We start from the raw sequence: 16,316 nt of genomic DNA on the forward strand, positions 1-16,316 counted from the left end.
CGATATTTTATTAAATTAAGAATGCCTCAGACATCAATTAAAGTCTGAGGCATTCTTAATTTATAGGCAGTCGATGGCTAAATTGAAATTCTTTCATATCAAGTTTTCTTCAATATTAGCATCGTAGTTAATACGAATTTTGTAACACTCAAATATATTATGAAAATAATTTACGTTGTAATTTATCTTCGCTAAATACCCACCCAATATAAGAGTGATCAATTTCATTTTCATGTGTTAAATGTGCAATAGCTACAAAAGAATAACGACCTTTATTTAAGTATCTTAAATCCATAAGTCGAATTTCCGTTGTGCCATCATCTAATGGCGTAGTTTGCCAACGATAAATTGAAGAAAAGTTTAAAAATGTATAAATATCTTTATTACCTTTAACTTTCCATAATATCGAATCAGGAGTCATAGACTGGCGTTTAACTTTATCAGTGAAAACTACATTTTTCCATTTGGAAACACCGACATAATCATGCTTATCTGTTTGTATTGCGACCCGCCATACATGAAATTTCATTGTTGGAGCTACGAATACTTTTACTGGTGTATGCGATTGCTCAATTTTTTGAAGTGCTTGTTTTCTAATTGCTGCTTGCATCTTAAATCTTACAATATAATAGCCTATGAGAATTAATATGATTGGAAAGAAAACAATATATGGATGAATACCTAATATCCACAATAAGACACCGATACTTAAAATAATAAATATTATCGGATCAAAGGTATTAATCACGCTTAATTGAATCCATTTGTTAGTTATGGGACGCAATGCTTGAGTACCATAAGAATTAAAAATATCTACAAAGACATGTAAAAACACTGCTAGTTGTGCCCACAACCATACATGTAAGGGGTTCGTGTGACTAAATATTACAAATATAAAAAATGTAATTAATATAGGCCATAATATTGTAAAAGGTAATGAATGTGTAATTCCTCTGTGATGTGAAATATATGTCGCATTATCCTTTAGTTTCAGTACGGTGTCACCGTCTGGTATTAAAGAACCTGCGATTAAAGTCGTCGCAGTAGCAGCAAATGATCCTGCCATAACTGGATCTTGCGTTGCTAAAGCTGTAAGACCCACACCCATAACGATATGTGTGGCTGTGTCCATAATTGCTCACTCTTTTCTTCTTTGTTTAATATATATTATAATCTAAAAGTTGAAATAACAAAATTAACTTACTTTAAATAAACATATACTAAGTAATGTAATATAGAGTCATGTTAAAGTTAACATAAGAATGCTTTTAACAATACATTCTTATGAAACTAATAGAGAGGGAAGGTTTTATGTATCTAGAAAATTCTTTTAAAAAAGATATTGAAGATTGGTTTCATAAAAATCAAAGAGATATGCCTTGGAGAGAAACGACTAATCCTTATTATATTTGGCTAAGTGAAGTGATGTTACAACAGACGCAAGTAAACACTGTTATAGATTACTACTATAGATTTATACATAGGTTCCCTACAATTCAGTCGTTGAGCGAAGCTAGTGAAGATGAAGTGTTGAAGTATTGGGAAGGTTTAGGCTATTATAGCAGAGCGCGTAATTTCCATACTGCCGTAAAAGAAGTTAATAATAATTATGATGGTGAGGTACCATACGATCCTGAAACATTTAAAAAGTTAAAAGGTGTGGGTCCATATACTCAGGCGGCGGTCATGAGTATAGCTTTCAACCATCCTTTAGCAACTGTCGATGGTAATGTTTTTAGAGTATGGTCACGATTAAACAATGACTATCGTGATATAAAGTTACAGTCTACTCGAAAAGCATTCGAACAAGAATTACAACCATATGTGTTGAAGGATGCGGGAACATTTAATCAAGCGATGATGGAGCTAGGGGCGTTAGTATGCACTCCAAAATCACCATTGTGTTTGTTTTGTCCTATTCAAGAACACTGTGAGGCATTTCATATGGGGACTGCACAAGAATTACCAGTAAAAACTAAAAATTTAAATAAGAAAAACGTTGAGCAAAAAGTTTTTCTGATTCGTAATGATAATGGTCAATATTTACTTGAAAAGCGTAAAGAAAAACTTCTTAACGGTATGTGGCAATTTCCAATGAGAGAACAAACAAATGCAAACGATGTGATATCTGATGATTTAGGAAAAAGAATCGAAACAATTAACGAACCAGTATTTAAATTAAAACATCAATTTACCCATCTTACATGGGATATTGAAGTATACAATGTTACAGCACCCCTTAATATACAGGAGAATGATTTACCTCAACAAATGACGTGGTTTAATTTATATGATAGGGATCAGTATACATTTCCTGTACCAATGGATAAAATATATAAGTTTATTGAAGGTTAATTTATAAACATCAATCTCATATGCCACTTATAAATGATAGGTTAATCAAGCATATTAAAATATGATATAATCTAAATGGTTAAATACTATAAAGGTGGTGTGGAGTATGGTAAAGGAATCCATACCTAAAGAAGGAGAAAATATTAAGATTCAAAGTTATAAACATGATGGTAATATTCATCGTGTCTGGTCAGAAACCACAATTTTAAAGGGAACAGAACATGTGATTATTGGTGGTAATGATCACACTTTAGTAACTGAAAGTGACGGGCGTACATGGATTACTCGAGAACCAGCAATTGTATACTTTCATTCTGAATATTGGTTTAATGTTATTTGTATGTTTAGAGAAGATGGTATTTATTATTATTGTAATTTATCTTCGCCTTTTGCATGTGACGAAGAAGCTTTAAAATATATTGATTATGATTTAGATATCAAAGTTTATCCGAACGGAAAATATCATTTACTTGATGAAGATGAGTACGAGCAACATATGAACCAAATGAATTACCCTCATGATATCGATATTATTTTAAGAAGAAATGTTGATATTTTACAACAATGGATAGAACAAAAAAAAGGACCTTTTGCTCCTGACTTTATAAAAGTATGGAAAGAACGTTATAAAAAAATTAGAGATTATTAAGCAAAATAGATGTAAATAAGATTAAAATAATTTATATTGTAAAAGTAATCTATAAAAATTCATAAATGAAGTGTAACAACAATGATAATTTGTTAGTTCATCTTTCTAACTTAATATCTGATAGAGTGTCTTCGTGTATTAGAGGTTGAGACATTAACATTTGTATCTTTTATTTTTAAAGTGTATACAAATGCAATGTGCCAACCTCTCTTCATTTTCAAATTATTAGGAGGGAAGGCGCATGATAAAACGATATTTAAAGTTTGTAAAACCTTATAGATATCGTATTATTGCAACAATTATAGTAGGAATTATTAAATTCGGTATTCCCATGCTCATACCTTTATTGATTAAATATGCTATAGATGGCGTGATTAATAATCATTCGCTTACAAATCAAGAAAAATTTAGTCACCTTGGTGTAGCAATAGGAATTGCATTATTTATATTCTTAATTGTTCGTCCGCCGATTGAGTTTATTAGACAATATTTAGCTCAATGGACAAGTAATAAAATACTATATGATATTCGTAAACAATTGTATAATCACTTGCAAGCACTAAGTGCTCGATTTTATGCAAATAATCAAGTCGGTCAAGTCATTTCAAGAGTGATTAATGACGTCGAACAAACAAAAGACTTCATTCTTACTGGATTGATGAATATCTGGCTTGACTGTATAACGATTATTATCGCACTTTCTATTATGTTCTTCCTTGATGTAAAATTGACGTTTGCTGCTATTTTTATTTTTCCATTTTATATTTTAACTGTTTATTTTTTCTTTGGAAGATTACGTAAACTTACACGTGTGCGCTCACAAGCTCTAGCAGAAGTACAAGGCTTCTTACATGAGCGGGTTCAAGGAATGTCTGTTATTAAAAGTTTTGCTATTGAAGACAATGAAGCGAAAAATTTTGATAACCATAACAAAAACTTTTTACAACGAGCATTCCAACATACAAGATGGAACGCGTATTCTTTTGCTGCTATTAATACTGTTACAGATTTAGGTCCAATAATTGTGATTGGCGTGGGTTCATATTTAGCAATTACCGGTTCGATTACTGTCGGAACTCTAGCAGCATTTGTCGGTTATCTAGAACAATTATTTGGACCACTTAGAAGACTAGTATCTTCATTTACTACACTTACACAAAGTTTTGCATCTATGGACAGAGTATTTCAATTAATGGATGAGGATTACGACATCAAAAATGGCATTGGAGCACAGCCAATTAAAATCAGTGAGGGGCAAATTGATTTAAAACATGTGAGTTTCAAATATAATGAAAATGAAAAAGAAGTATTACACGATATTAATTTAACAATTAACAAAGGTGAAACTGTAGCTTTTGTAGGTATGAGTGGTGGTGGAAAATCTACTTTGATTAATCTTATACCAAGATTTTATGATGTGACTCAAGGTGAAATACTTATCGATCATCATAATGTTAAAGAGTTCCTAACTGGTAGTTTGAGGAATCAAATAGGCTTAGTACAACAGGATAATATTCTTTTTTCTGATACTGTTAAGGAGAATATTTTGTTGGGTAGGCCTGATGCGACTGATGATGAAGTCGTAGAAGCTGCAAAAATGGCGAATGCCCATGATTTTATTTCAAACTTACCGAATGGATATGATACTGAAGTAGGGGAACGTGGAGTTAAATTATCAGGTGGACAAAAACAAAGGTTGTCAATTGCACGTATCTTTTTAAATAATCCTCCTGTTTTAATATTAGATGAAGCAACAAGTGCATTGGATTTAGAGAGTGAAGCAATTATTCAAGAAGCACTTGATGTTTTAAGTAAGGATAGAACAACATTAATTGTTGCACATCGTTTATCGACAATTACTCATGCAGATAGGATAGTTGTAATGGAAAATGGACGAATTGTTGAGACTGGCACACACCAACAATTAATTAATAAACGCGGTGCATATGAACATCTTTATAGTATTCAAAATTTATAAAACATTGAAAATGCCTGAGACTGTTGTTGTCTCAGGCATTTTTGTACTGTTGGCAGTTATTAAAAATAAGAACTATTTTACCTATAGTCAAAACAGCTAACTAGTAGAATTTCACTGGTTAATCCAATAAAATTCTGATTTACCATTGTATTATAAGTCAAAGTCCTCATCTGAAATGTCTATATCAGTATCAGAACGGTGATAGGTAAAGAAACTTAAACGGATGCGATCTAAGTGTTCAAGTTGATATCTGTATTCTTCAATTTCAGCAATAATTTGCATCATATTGCTATAAGAATATTGCGTCTGATGTGGGTTTTTAATTAATTCTTGCTGAAAAGCATCCATCAAGTTTTTCTTCTGAGGATTGTCAACTTCATAATCTAGTTGAGTGACATCATATCTAGCTTTTTTAGATAAACTCTTAAATATTTGTTCATGTAAAGTAACTAATGAATCAAGTTCTAATTTGATTTGTAAAAGTAATTGATTATTTAGTTGATATAAATCATTTTGATATCGTGACATTCGTTTTAGCACTTCATATGCTTGTCTAGTCGTTCTAACTACTTCTCTAAATAGTATTTTTTTTCTATTCTGTTGATAAATATGTTTTTTTGTTAATGGTCTTTCTTCATTGTAATAGTCGAAAATCTTTTCTAATTTATTGATGCGTGAGTTTAGTTGATCACCATCCTGTTTAATATTATGAAATTCTGATGTGTCATTGAGTACAAGTTTAAACCACACAAATATATCAGAAGAAATATTCATTGAATTATAATAAATTTTTGTTTCAAACTTAGGAGGTAAAAAAATTAGATTGACAATAGAAGAACTCAATACACCAATCATCACTAGTACAAATCTAAAAAATGCAGCAACATAGAAAGAACCAGTATGTTGCCCCATAATTATAAGAGCAGTTACGCTTGCAAGTGTTGCTACATGAGCTAGATTAAATTGGAACAAAATTGCAATGAGTAAAATAACGGTAACGCCCATGATAATGAAATTATCACTGAATATCGTTACCATTGTTACTGCAAGTAGTGCACCAATCACATTACCAATAGCTTGTTCAGAAACAGTTTTGATTGAGCGATAAACACTTGGTTGCATGGCAACTACTGCACTGACACCTGCTAACGTTTTTAGACCAATATTATCAGGAAGTAAAGAAGCGATAGACATAGCTAAGATAATGGCTATACCAGTTTTGAAAATCCGAGCTCCAAGTCTCAAATTAAATGCTCCTTTTAATTATTTTGAGTAATAATAATACTCTCATTCATTATTGTTATACACCCCTGAACTTAAATAATCAAGTTTATCTATATGCAATGTGGTTTTTAGATGAAAAATTTTAAGAAATTAAGTAAATAGTTTTATTTTGTACTTTATAAGCTATTAAATTTTATAAACTATCATAAATTTTACTTAAGAAAAGTGAAAACGCAAATTTCAATTAAATTTTCAACAGTTAATCCATAATTGAACATAAAAAGAACTTGAACACATAGGTAATGTGTCAAGTTCTCATACTGTAGGTTATTTCATTTTACTAAATGCATAATCAGCTGCTTCTAGTGTACAATCAATATCTTCTTCAGTATGTTCTGTAGTTAAGAACCACGCTTCAAATTTAGAAGGTGCGAGATTAATACCTTGGTTCAACATTAATTTAAAGAATTGAGCGAAAGCATCTCCATCAGAGTTTTCAACTTGTTCATAGTGCGTAACTTTTTCATTTGTGAAATACAATGTCAGTGAGCCATAGATTCTATTTATTGTTGCTGTAATATGATGCTTATCTATTAATTTTTGTAACCCTTCTTCAAGACGACGACCTAATTGATCAAGTTTATCATAAACACCTTCTTGTTCAAGAACCTCTAATAAAGCAATACCTGCTCTCATTGATAACGGGTTACCGGCCATTGTTCCGGCTTGATAAGCTGGACCTAGTGGTGCAACGTGCTCCATAATATCTTGTCGACCACCGTAGCCACCAATTGGTAAACCACCGCCAACAATCTTACCAAAAGCTGTGAGATCTGGTTTAACACCTAATAAATCTTGAGCTGCACCATAATGGAAACGAAAAGCAGTGATAACTTCATCATAGATAACTAATGTTCCATTATCATGAGAAATTTTATTTACTTCTTCTAAGAAGCCTGGTTGTGGCATGACCATCCCAAAATTACCCACAATCGGCTCTACTAATACTGCTGCAATATCGTCTTTCCAATAATCAATAGCTTCTCTATATGATTCTATATCATTAAACGGTACTGTAATAACCTCTTGTGCAACACTTTGGGGGACACCAGCAGAATCAGGAGAACCAAGTTGAGAAGGTCCACTACCAGCTGCCACTAAAACTAAATCAGAATGACCATGATAAGAGCCTGCAAACTTAATAATTTTGTTTCTTTTAGTGTAAGCACGAGCAACTCTAATTGTCGTCATAACTGCTTCAGTACCTGAGTTTACGAAACGGATCTTTTCTAAAGAAGGAACAGCTTCTCTAAGTTTTTTTGAGAATTTTATTTCTAATTCAGTAGGTGTCCCATAAAGCACACCTTTTGCTGCTTGATCTTGGATTGCTTCGGTAATATGCGGGTGTGCATGACCAGTTATTATTGGTCCATAAGCTTGTAGATAGTCGATATATTTATTACCATCTACATCATATAAGTAAGCGCCATGACCTTCTTTCATTACTACTGGTGCCCCGCCACCTACTGCTTTATACGACCGTGAAGGTGAATTCACACCTCCCAAAATATATTCATTAGAAAGTTGCTGAAGACGTTCGCTTTCAATAAATTTCATATCTATCAACCTCTTTTTATTTAATATTTTCAATTAATATCGTATCATAAAAGCAACACAATTAAGAAATAGGTGAGTATATGATTAGTAAAGGTGAACAATTTCCCTCTTTTTCTTTAGAAAATCAAGATGGTAATTTTATTTCAAATGAAACAATTAAAGGTCGTAAAACAATTCTTTATTTTTATCCAAGAGATAATACACCAACGTGTACTACTGAAGCTTGTGAATTTAGAGATCACATTGAAGATTTTAACCAACTTGACGTAGATATATATGGAATAAGCGCAGACTCTAAAAAGAAACATCAAAATTTTATAAAAAAACATCAATTGAATTTTGACTTACTTGTAGATAAAGATTATCAACTTGCTGATAAAGTAGGGGTTTACCAATTGAAAAAATCATTTGGCAAGGAGAATATGGGGATTGTAAGAACAACATTTATTCTCGATGAAAATGGTAACATTATTGATGTGATTGAAAATGTAAAGGTAAAAACGCAAATTGAAACAATAAAAAATATTCTGGAGGGTTAATTTTGAAAATTGTTAGCTTAAATAGATTAAATGAAATAGAAAACGAATTAAGAAAACAATTTCCAAACGAAGAATTTAAATTTTATGACAAAGCTATAAATATCCCAATCAATGATAGAAAAACTATGGACATTTTAATAGGTTATGATGGCAAAATAGATCGTCACTTTATCGAACATTGTATCAACCTTAAATGGATTGCATGGTTTGCAACAGGTGTAAATAATTTACCGTTAAATTATATTAAAGAGCGAGATATCATTCTAACAAATGGTAAAGGTATACAAGCTAAACAAGTTTCTGAATATATAATGACATTCATTTTGGATGATTATAAAAAAATGAAAACTTCCTATAGAAATCAAATTGAAAAAAATTATGACTCCAGAATTACTGGTAAAAGATTAAACGAAGAGACTTTATTGTTATTGGGAACAGGTGCGATTGCACAAAGGGCTGCTTATTTAGCCAAAGCTTTTGGAATGAAAGTGATAGGGGTTAGTAAGTCAGGAAAAAATGTTGAACAATTTGATGAAGTATATACAATTGAAGAGTTAGATAATGTTATTGAAAAGGCGAATATTATTGTTAATGCATTACCTGAAACCGAAGAAACAATTCACTTATTAAAAAGAAAACATTTCATACAAATGGACAATAATGTTTTATTTATAAATGTAGGAAGGGGAACAATTGTTGATGAGGAAATGCTCATCAATGTACTCAAGGATCGATTAATCAGACATGCTTATTTGGATGTTTTTGAAAAAGAACCACTTAGTAAGGATAATCCTTTATATGATTTAGACAATGTGACTATAACTGCTCATATTACAGGTAATGATTCTAATAATAATAGAGAAGCTACGGATATTTTCAAAAAGAATCTTGAGCATTTTCTCAATAATTATGATGTAATTGAGAATAAAGTAGACTTAGATTATGGTTACTAATTGAAAATAGCAAGTATTTATTGACATTTATTTATAGCAACAGTTATATTAATATTAAGTAATAATAATTATTATTTAGAAAGATGGTGAAAAAAGTGAGTGCGGAACTTGAATCTATTGATCATGAACTTGAAGAGTCCATTGCGTCATTAAGACAAGCGGGCGTTCGTATTACACCCCAAAGACAAGCAATTATGCGCTATCTTATATCTTCACATTCACATCCAACAGCAGATGAAATATATCAAGCACTTTCACCTAAATTTCCTAATATAAGTGTTGCTACTATCTATAATAATCTAAGAGTATTTAAAGATATTGGTATAGTCAAAGAGTTAACATATGGTGATTCATCTAGTAGGTTTGATTTTAATACACATAATCACTACCACATTATATGTGAAAAATGTGGTAAAATCGTTGACTTCCATTATCCACAATTGGATGAAGTAGAGCAATTAGCTCAACATGTAACAGATTTTGATGTTACTCATCATCGGATGGAAATATATGGAGTATGTAAAGATTGCAAAGAAGAAGAAAATTGATGAAAGTAAGTTCATAGAAGCAAAATAAAAATTTAGTCATTATTGATACTTTTGTGAAGTTTTATTGAGATAAAATAATGATGAAATAGTATGACTGTTTAGCAATTTCATATAATTAATCGTATATAAGTAGTAGGGGCTGTAATAATTTGTACAGCCTCTTTTTTTACATAAGACTTCGTTTTGCAGATGTACAAAACGAAAGTATTTACACTATATAATTATAATGTACTATATGTAGATATATATTCACTCATTAAGTAAATTTTAACTTAAAAAATCAACAATAAATATTGACGTTACGTTTATATCTTGATACTATATAAAAGTCGTCAAAAGCAGTTTAATTAATTGAAAAGAAAAAGTTAAGAACTTTAAAATTTAGTTAACAAAGTGTAATTTTGACTATTGAAATTAAAATCAATACATTATAAAATGTTATTTGTTGAATTAATTAAGAATCGACAATAAATAAAATATAAATTAATTCTTGACTTAATAAATTCCATTTGTTACAATAATGTATTGTAAGTGTTAAAGAACATTGAAAACTGAATGACAATATGTCAACGTTAATTCCAATAAAGAGTAACGAAACGTTACAAACTATTTAGTATTGATGAGCTAATCAAACATCATAATTTTTTATGGAGAGTTTGATCCTGGCTCAGGATGAACGCTGGCGGCGTGCCTAATACATGCAAGTCGAGCGAACAGACGAGGAGCTTGCTCCTCTGACGTTAGCGGCGGACGGGTGAGTAACACGTGGATAACCTACCTATAAGACTGGGATAACTTCGGGAAACCGGAGCTAATACCGGATAATATATTGAACCGCATGGTTCAATAGTGAAAGACGGTTTTGCTGTCACTTATAGATGGATCCGCGCCGCATTAGCTAGTTGGTAAGGTAACGGCTTACCAAGGCAACGATGCGTAGCCGACCTGAGAGGGTGATCGGCCACACTGGAACTGAGACACGGTCCAGACTCCTACGGGAGGCAGCAGTAGGGAATCTTCCGCAATGGGCGAAAGCCTGACGGAGCAACGCCGCGTGAGTGATGAAGGTCTTCGGATCGTAAAACTCTGTTATTAGGGAAGAACAAATGTGTAAGTAACTATGCACGTCTTGACGGTACCTAATCAGAAAGCCACGGCTAACTACGTGCCAGCAGCCGCGGTAATACGTAGGTGGCAAGCGTTATCCGGAATTATTGGGCGTAAAGCGCGCGTAGGCGGTTTTTTAAGTCTGATGTGAAAGCCCACGGCTCAACCGTGGAGGGTCATTGGAAACTGGAAAACTTGAGTGCAGAAGAGGAAAGTGGAATTCCATGTGTAGCGGTGAAATGCGCAGAGATATGGAGGAACACCAGTGGCGAAGGCGACTTTCTGGTCTGTAACTGACGCTGATGTGCGAAAGCGTGGGGATCAAACAGGATTAGATACCCTGGTAGTCCACGCCGTAAACGATGAGTGCTAAGTGTTAGGGGGTTTCCGCCCCTTAGTGCTGCAGCTAACGCATTAAGCACTCCGCCTGGGGAGTACGACCGCAAGGTTGAAACTCAAAGGAATTGACGGGGACCCGCACAAGCGGTGGAGCATGTGGTTTAATTCGAAGCAACGCGAAGAACCTTACCAAATCTTGACATCCTCTGACCCCTCTAGAGATAGAGTTTTCCCCTTCGGGGGACAGAGTGACAGGTGGTGCATGGTTGTCGTCAGCTCGTGTCGTGAGATGTTGGGTTAAGTCCCGCAACGAGCGCAACCCTTAAGCTTAGTTGCCATCATTAAGTTGGGCACTCTAAGTTGACTGCCGGTGACAAACCGGAGGAAGGTGGGGATGACGTCAAATCATCATGCCCCTTATGATTTGGGCTACACACGTGCTACAATGGACAATACAAAGGGCAGCGAAACCGCGAGGTCAAGCAAATCCCATAAAGTTGTTCTCAGTTCGGATTGTAGTCTGCAACTCGACTATATGAAGCTGGAATCGCTAGTAATCGTAGATCAGCATGCTACGGTGAATACGTTCCCGGGTCTTGTACACACCGCCCGTCACACCACGAGAGTTTGTAACACCCGAAGCCGGTGGAGTAACCATTTGGAGCTAGCCGTCGAAGGTGGGACAAATGATTGGGGTGAAGTCGTAACAAGGTAGCCGTATCGGAAGGTGCGGCTGGATCACCTCCTTTCTAAGGATATATTCGGAACATCTTCTACGAAGATGAGGAATAACGTGACATATTGTATTCAGTTTTGAATGTTTATTGGCATTCAAGTTTTAATGGGCCTATAGCTCAGCTGGTTAGAGCGCACGCCTGATAAGCGTGAGGTCGGTGGTTCGAGTCCACTTAGGCCCACCATTCAATAATTTAAAAACTTTAGGGGGCTTAGCTCAGCTGGGAGAGCGCCTGCTTTGCACGCAGGAGGTCAGCGGTTCGATCCCGCTAGTCTCCACCATTATAATTTGTACATTGAAAACTAGATAAGTAAGTAAGATTTTACCAAGCAAAACCGAGTGAATAGAGTTTTAAATAAGCTTGAATTCATAAATAATCGCTAGTGTTCGGAAGAACACTCACAAGATTAATAACTAGTTTTAGCTATTTATTTTGAATTGTTATTCAAAATATGGTGGAAACATAGATTAAGTTATTAAGGGCGCACGGTGGATGCCTTGGCACTAGAAGCCGATGAAGGACGTTACTAACGACGATATGCTTTGGGTAGCTGTAAGTAAGCGTTGATCCAGAGATTTCCGAATGGGGGAACCCAGCATGAGTTATGTCATGTTATCGACATGTGAATTCATAGCATGTCAGAAGGCAGACCCGGAGAACTGAAACATCTTAGTACCCGGAGGAAGAGAAAGAAAAATCGATTCCCTGAGTAGCGGCGAGCGAAACGGGAAGAGCCCAAACCAACAAGCTTGCTTGTTGGGGTTGTAGGACACTCTATACGGAGTTACAAAAGAACATGTTAGACGAATCATCTGGAAAGATGAATCAAAGAAGGTAATAATCCTGTAGTCGAAAACATATTCTCTCTTGAGTGGATCCTGAGTACGACGGAGCACGTGAAATTCCGTCGGAATCTGGGAGGACCATCTCCTAAGGCTAAATACTCTCTAGTGACCGATAGTGAACCAGTACCGTGAGGGAAAGGTGAAAAGTACCCCGGAAGGGGAGTGAAAGAGAACTTGAAACCGTGTGCTTACAAGTAGTCAGAGCCCGTTAATGGGTGATGGCGTGCCTTTTGTAGAATGAACCGGCGAGTTACGATCTGATGCAAGGTTAAGCAGCAAATGTGGAGCCGCAGCGAAAGCGAGTCTGAATAGGGCGTTGAGTATTTGGTCGTAGACCCGAAACCAGGTGATCTACCCTTGGTCAGGTTGAAGTTCAGGTAACACTGAATGGAGGACCGAACCGACTTACGTTGAAAAGTGAGCGGATGAACTGAGGGTAGCGGAGAAATTCCAATCGAACTTGGAGATAGCTGGTTCTCTCCGAAATAGCTTTAGGGCTAGCCTCAAGTGATGATTATTGGAGGTAGAGCACTGTTTGGACGAGGGGCCCCTCTCGGGTTACCGAATTCAGACAAACTCCGAATGCCAATTAATTTAACTTGGGAGTCAGAACATGGGTGATAAGGTCCGTGTTCGAAAGGGAAACAGCCCAGACCACCAGCTAAGGTCCCAAAATATATGTTAAGTGGAAAAGGATGTGGCGTTGCCCAGACAACTAGGATGTTGGCTTAGAAGCAGCCATCATTTAAAGAGTGCGTAATAGCTCACTAGTCGAGTGACACTGCGCCGAAAATGTACCGGGGCTAAACATATTACCGAAGCTGTGGATTGTCCTTTGGACAATGGTAGGAGAGCGTTCTAAGGGCGTCGAAGCATGATCGCAAGGACATGTGGAGCGCTTAGAAGTGAGAATGCCGGTGTGAGTAGCGAAAGACGGGTGAGAATCCCGTCCACCGATTGACTAAGGTTTCCAGAGGAAGGCTCGTCCGCTCTGGGTTAGTCGGGTCCTAAGCTGAGGCCGACAGGCGTAGGCGATGGATAACAGGTTGATATTCCTGTACCACCTAGTATCGTTTTAATCGATGGGGGGACGCAGTAGGATAGGCGAAGCGTGCTGTTGGAGTGCACGTCCAAGCAGTAAGGCTGAGTGTTAGGCAAATCCGGCACTCATAAGGCTGAGTTGTGATGGGGAGAGGAAATTGTTTCCTCGAGTCGTTGATTTCACACTGCCGAGAAAAGCCTCTAGATAGATAACAGGTGCCCGTACCGCAAACCGACACAGGTAGTCAAGATGAGAATTCTAAGGTGAGCGAGCGAACTCTCGTTAAGGAACTCGGCAAAATGACCCCGTAACTTCGGGAGAAGGGGTGCTCTTTAGGGTTCACGCCCAGAAGAGCCGCAGTGAATAGGCCCAAGCGACTGTTTATCAAAAACACAGGTCTCTGCTAAACCGTAAGGTGATGTATAGGGGCTGACGCCTGCCCGGTGCTGGAAGGTTAAGAGGAGTGGTTAGCTTCTGCGAAGCTACGAATCGAAGCCCCAGTAAACGGCGGCCGTAACTATAACGGTCCTAAGGTAGCGAAATTCCTTGTCGGGTAAGTTCCGACCCGCACGAAAGGCGTAACGATTTGGGCACTGTCTCAACGAGAGACTCGGTGAAATCATAGTACCTGTGAAGATGCAGGTTACCCGCGACAGGACGGAAAGACCCCGTGGAGCTTTACTGTAGCCTGATATTGAAATTCGGCACAGCTTGTACAGGATAGGTAGGAGCCTTTGAAACGTGAGCGCTAGCTTACGTGGAGGCGTTGGTGGGATACTACCCTAGCTGTGTTGGCTTTCTAACCCGCACCACTTATCGTGGTGGGAGACAGTGTCAGGCGGGCAGTTTGACTGGGGCGGTCGCCTCCTAAAAGGTAACGGAGGCGCTCAAAGGTTCCCTCAGAATGGTTGGAAATCATTCATAGAGTGTAAAGGCATAAGGGAGCTTGACTGCGAGACCTACAAGTCGAGCAGGGTCGAAAGACGGACTTAGTGATCCGGTGGTTCCGCATGGAAGGGCCATCGCTCAACGGATAAAAGCTACCCCGGGGATAACAGGCTTATCTCCCCCAAGAGTTCACATCGACGGGGAGGTTTGGCACCTCGATGTCGGCTCATCGCATCCTGGGGCTGTAGTCGGTCCCAAGGGTTGGGCTGTTCGCCCATTAAAGCGGTACGCGAGCTGGGTTCAGAACGTCGTGAGACAGTTCGGTCCCTATCCGTCGTGGGCGTAGGAAATTTGAGAGGAGCTGTCCTTAGTACGAGAGGACCGGGATGGACATACCTCTGGTGTACCAGTTGTCGTGCCAACGGCATAGCTGGGTAGCTATGTATGGACGGGATAAGTGCTGAAAGCATCTAAGCATGAAGCCCCCCTCAAGATGAGATTTCCCAACTTCGGTTATAAGATCCCTCGAAGATGACGAGGTTAATAGGTTCGAGGTGGAAGCGTGGTGACACGTGGAGCTGACGAATACTAATCGATCGAAGACTTAATCAATTTTTTTAAAAGCGTTTTGCGACGCAAAACTTACTTACTATCTAGTTTTGAATGTATAATCATTCATTTGTCTGGTGACAATGGCAAGGAGGTCACACCTGTTCCCATGCCGAACACAGAAGTTAAGCTCCTTAGCGCCGATGGTAGTCGGACTGACGTTCCGCTAGAGTAGGACGTTGCCAGGCAAAATATCTTGGAGAATTAGCTCAGCTGGGAGAGCATCTGCCTTACAAGCAGAGGGTCGGCGGTTCGAACCCGTCATTCTCCACCATTTATAGCCGGCCTAGCTCAATTGGTAGAGCAACTGACTTGTAATCAGTAGGTTGGGGGTTCAAGTCCTCTGGCCGGCACCATCTTTTGAGCCATTAGCTCAGTTGGTAGAGCATCTGACTTTTAATCAGAGGGTCAGAGGTTCGAATCCTCTATGGCTCACCATTTAAATAGCGGGTGTGGCGGAATTGGCAGACGCACTAGACTTAGGATCTAGCGCCTTTACGGCGTGGGGGTTCGACTCCCTTCACCCGCATTTGCGGAAGTAGTTCAGTGGTAGAACACCACCTTGCCAAGGTGGGGGTCGCGGGTTCGAATCCCGTCTTCCGCTCCATTAACAATATTGCCGGGGTGGCGGAACTGGCAGACGCACAGGACTTAAAATCCTGCGGTGAGAGATCACCGTACCGGTTCGATTCCGGTCCTCGGCACCATCTTTAATATTTGCGCCCGTAGCTCAACTGGATAGAGCGTTTGACTACGGATCAAGAGGTTATGGGTTCGACTCCTATCGGGCGCGCTTATTTTACGGGAAGTAGCTCAGCTTGGTAGAGCACTTGGTTTGGGACCAAGGGGTCGTAGGTTCGAATCCTGTCTTCCCGATAGTAAAATA

General features: G+C 37.6%; 9 protein-coding genes, 10 tRNA genes and 3 rRNA genes. 19 read left to right on the top strand and 3 right to left on the bottom strand.

The genetic code is table 11. From position 1 onward, the window contains the following. Nucleotides 1-157 precede the first annotated feature (157 nt). On the bottom strand, nt 158-1,132 hold the full coding sequence (locus NST35_RS04595; protein WP_002447429.1) for a metal-dependent hydrolase: 975 nt from the start codon (nt 1,130-1,132) through the stop codon (nt 158-160). 179 nt (nt 1,133-1,311) lie between these two features. On the opposite strand from NST35_RS04595, the gene mutY reads away from it, so the two are divergent. The 3 genes from mutY (at nt 1,312) to NST35_RS04610 (ending at nt 4,982) form a co-directional block, all read left to right on the top strand. Next, nucleotides 1,312-2,355, top strand: coding sequence for an A/G-specific adenine glycosylase (gene mutY / locus NST35_RS04600; RefSeq protein ID WP_002458540.1), 1,044 nt, complete (start codon nt 1,312-1,314; stop codon nt 2,353-2,355). 106 nt (nt 2,356-2,461) lie between these two features. Next, the gene (ntdP, locus tag NST35_RS04605; protein ID WP_001830384.1) at nt 2,462-3,004 is read left to right on the top strand and encodes a nucleoside tri-diphosphate phosphatase; all 543 of its coding nucleotides are present in this window, start codon (nt 2,462-2,464) and stop codon (nt 3,002-3,004) included. Between the two features lie 241 nt (nt 3,005-3,245). Then, nucleotides 3,246-4,982 carry an ABC transporter ATP-binding protein gene (locus NST35_RS04610; RefSeq protein WP_002447427.1) on the top strand — a complete coding sequence of 579 codons (1,737 nt, stop codon included), beginning with the start codon at nt 3,246-3,248 and terminating at the stop codon, nt 4,980-4,982. Nucleotides 4,983-5,132: 150 nt separating this feature from the next. Here the strand turns inward: NST35_RS04610 and NST35_RS04615 are convergent, their stop codons facing one another. Further along, on the bottom strand, nt 5,133-6,227 hold the full coding sequence (locus NST35_RS04615) for an FUSC family protein (RefSeq protein ID WP_002447426.1): 1,095 nt from the start codon (nt 6,225-6,227) through the stop codon (nt 5,133-5,135). A 306-nt stretch (nt 6,228-6,533) separates the two neighbouring features. Beyond that, complete coding sequence (locus tag NST35_RS04620; protein WP_002458539.1) at nt 6,534-7,823, bottom strand: glutamate-1-semialdehyde 2,1-aminomutase; 1,290 nt, start codon at nt 7,821-7,823, stop codon at nt 6,534-6,536. 80 nt (nt 7,824-7,903) lie between these two features. On the opposite strand from NST35_RS04620, the gene bcp reads away from it, so the two are divergent. From bcp to NST35_RS04700, 16 genes are all read left to right on the top strand, one after another. Beyond that, the gene (bcp, locus tag NST35_RS04625; protein ID WP_002458538.1) at nt 7,904-8,362 is read left to right on the top strand and encodes a thioredoxin-dependent thiol peroxidase; all 459 of its coding nucleotides are present in this window, start codon (nt 7,904-7,906) and stop codon (nt 8,360-8,362) included. Between the two features lie 2 nt (nt 8,363-8,364). Then, nucleotides 8,365-9,315: a phosphoglycerate dehydrogenase gene (locus NST35_RS04630; RefSeq protein WP_002458537.1), complete on the top strand. Its 951-nt coding sequence runs from the start codon at nt 8,365-8,367 to the stop codon at nt 9,313-9,315. 95 nt (nt 9,316-9,410) lie between these two features. Further along, nucleotides 9,411-9,863: a peroxide-responsive transcriptional repressor PerR gene (perR, locus tag NST35_RS04635; protein ID WP_002458536.1), complete on the top strand. Its 453-nt coding sequence runs from the start codon at nt 9,411-9,413 to the stop codon at nt 9,861-9,863. A 644-nt stretch (nt 9,864-10,507) separates the two neighbouring features. Beyond that, nucleotides 10,508-12,058: ribosomal RNA gene (locus tag NST35_RS04640) — 16S ribosomal RNA — on the top strand. 94 nt (nt 12,059-12,152) lie between these two features. Beyond that, nucleotides 12,153-12,229 (top strand) — tRNA-Ile (locus NST35_RS04645). A 21-nt stretch (nt 12,230-12,250) separates the two neighbouring features. Beyond that, nucleotides 12,251-12,326, top strand: a tRNA-Ala gene (locus NST35_RS04650). Between the two features lie 185 nt (nt 12,327-12,511). Then, nucleotides 12,512-15,433 (top strand): 23S ribosomal RNA (locus NST35_RS04655). Between the two features lie 70 nt (nt 15,434-15,503). Further along, nucleotides 15,504-15,618, top strand: a 5S ribosomal RNA gene (gene rrf / locus NST35_RS04660). The 16S, 23S and 5S rRNA genes sit together here with 10 tRNA genes alongside, the layout of an rRNA operon. Nucleotides 15,619-15,628: 10 nt before the next feature. Next, nucleotides 15,629-15,704, top strand: a tRNA-Val gene (locus NST35_RS04665). A 6-nt stretch (nt 15,705-15,710) separates the two neighbouring features. Next, nucleotides 15,711-15,786 (top strand) — tRNA-Thr (locus tag NST35_RS04670). A gap of 6 nt (nt 15,787-15,792) precedes the next feature. Next, nucleotides 15,793-15,868 (top strand) — tRNA-Lys (locus tag NST35_RS04675). Nucleotides 15,869-15,876: 8 nt separating this feature from the next. Then, nucleotides 15,877-15,959: transfer RNA gene (locus NST35_RS04680), tRNA-Leu, on the top strand. Nucleotides 15,960-15,962: 3 nt separating this feature from the next. Beyond that, nucleotides 15,963-16,037, top strand: a tRNA-Gly gene (locus NST35_RS04685). A gap of 11 nt (nt 16,038-16,048) precedes the next feature. Further along, nucleotides 16,049-16,137 (top strand) — tRNA-Leu (locus tag NST35_RS04690). A 12-nt stretch (nt 16,138-16,149) separates the two neighbouring features. Then, nucleotides 16,150-16,223 (top strand) — tRNA-Arg (locus NST35_RS04695). Between the two features lie 9 nt (nt 16,224-16,232). Further along, nucleotides 16,233-16,306: transfer RNA gene (locus tag NST35_RS04700), tRNA-Pro, on the top strand. Nucleotides 16,307-16,316: the final 10 nt, after the last annotated feature.

Origin of the sequence: Staphylococcus sp. FSL W8-0304, assembly GCF_038006565.1 — a bacterium.
Lineage (GTDB): Bacteria > Bacillota > Bacilli > Staphylococcales > Staphylococcaceae > Staphylococcus > Staphylococcus epidermidis.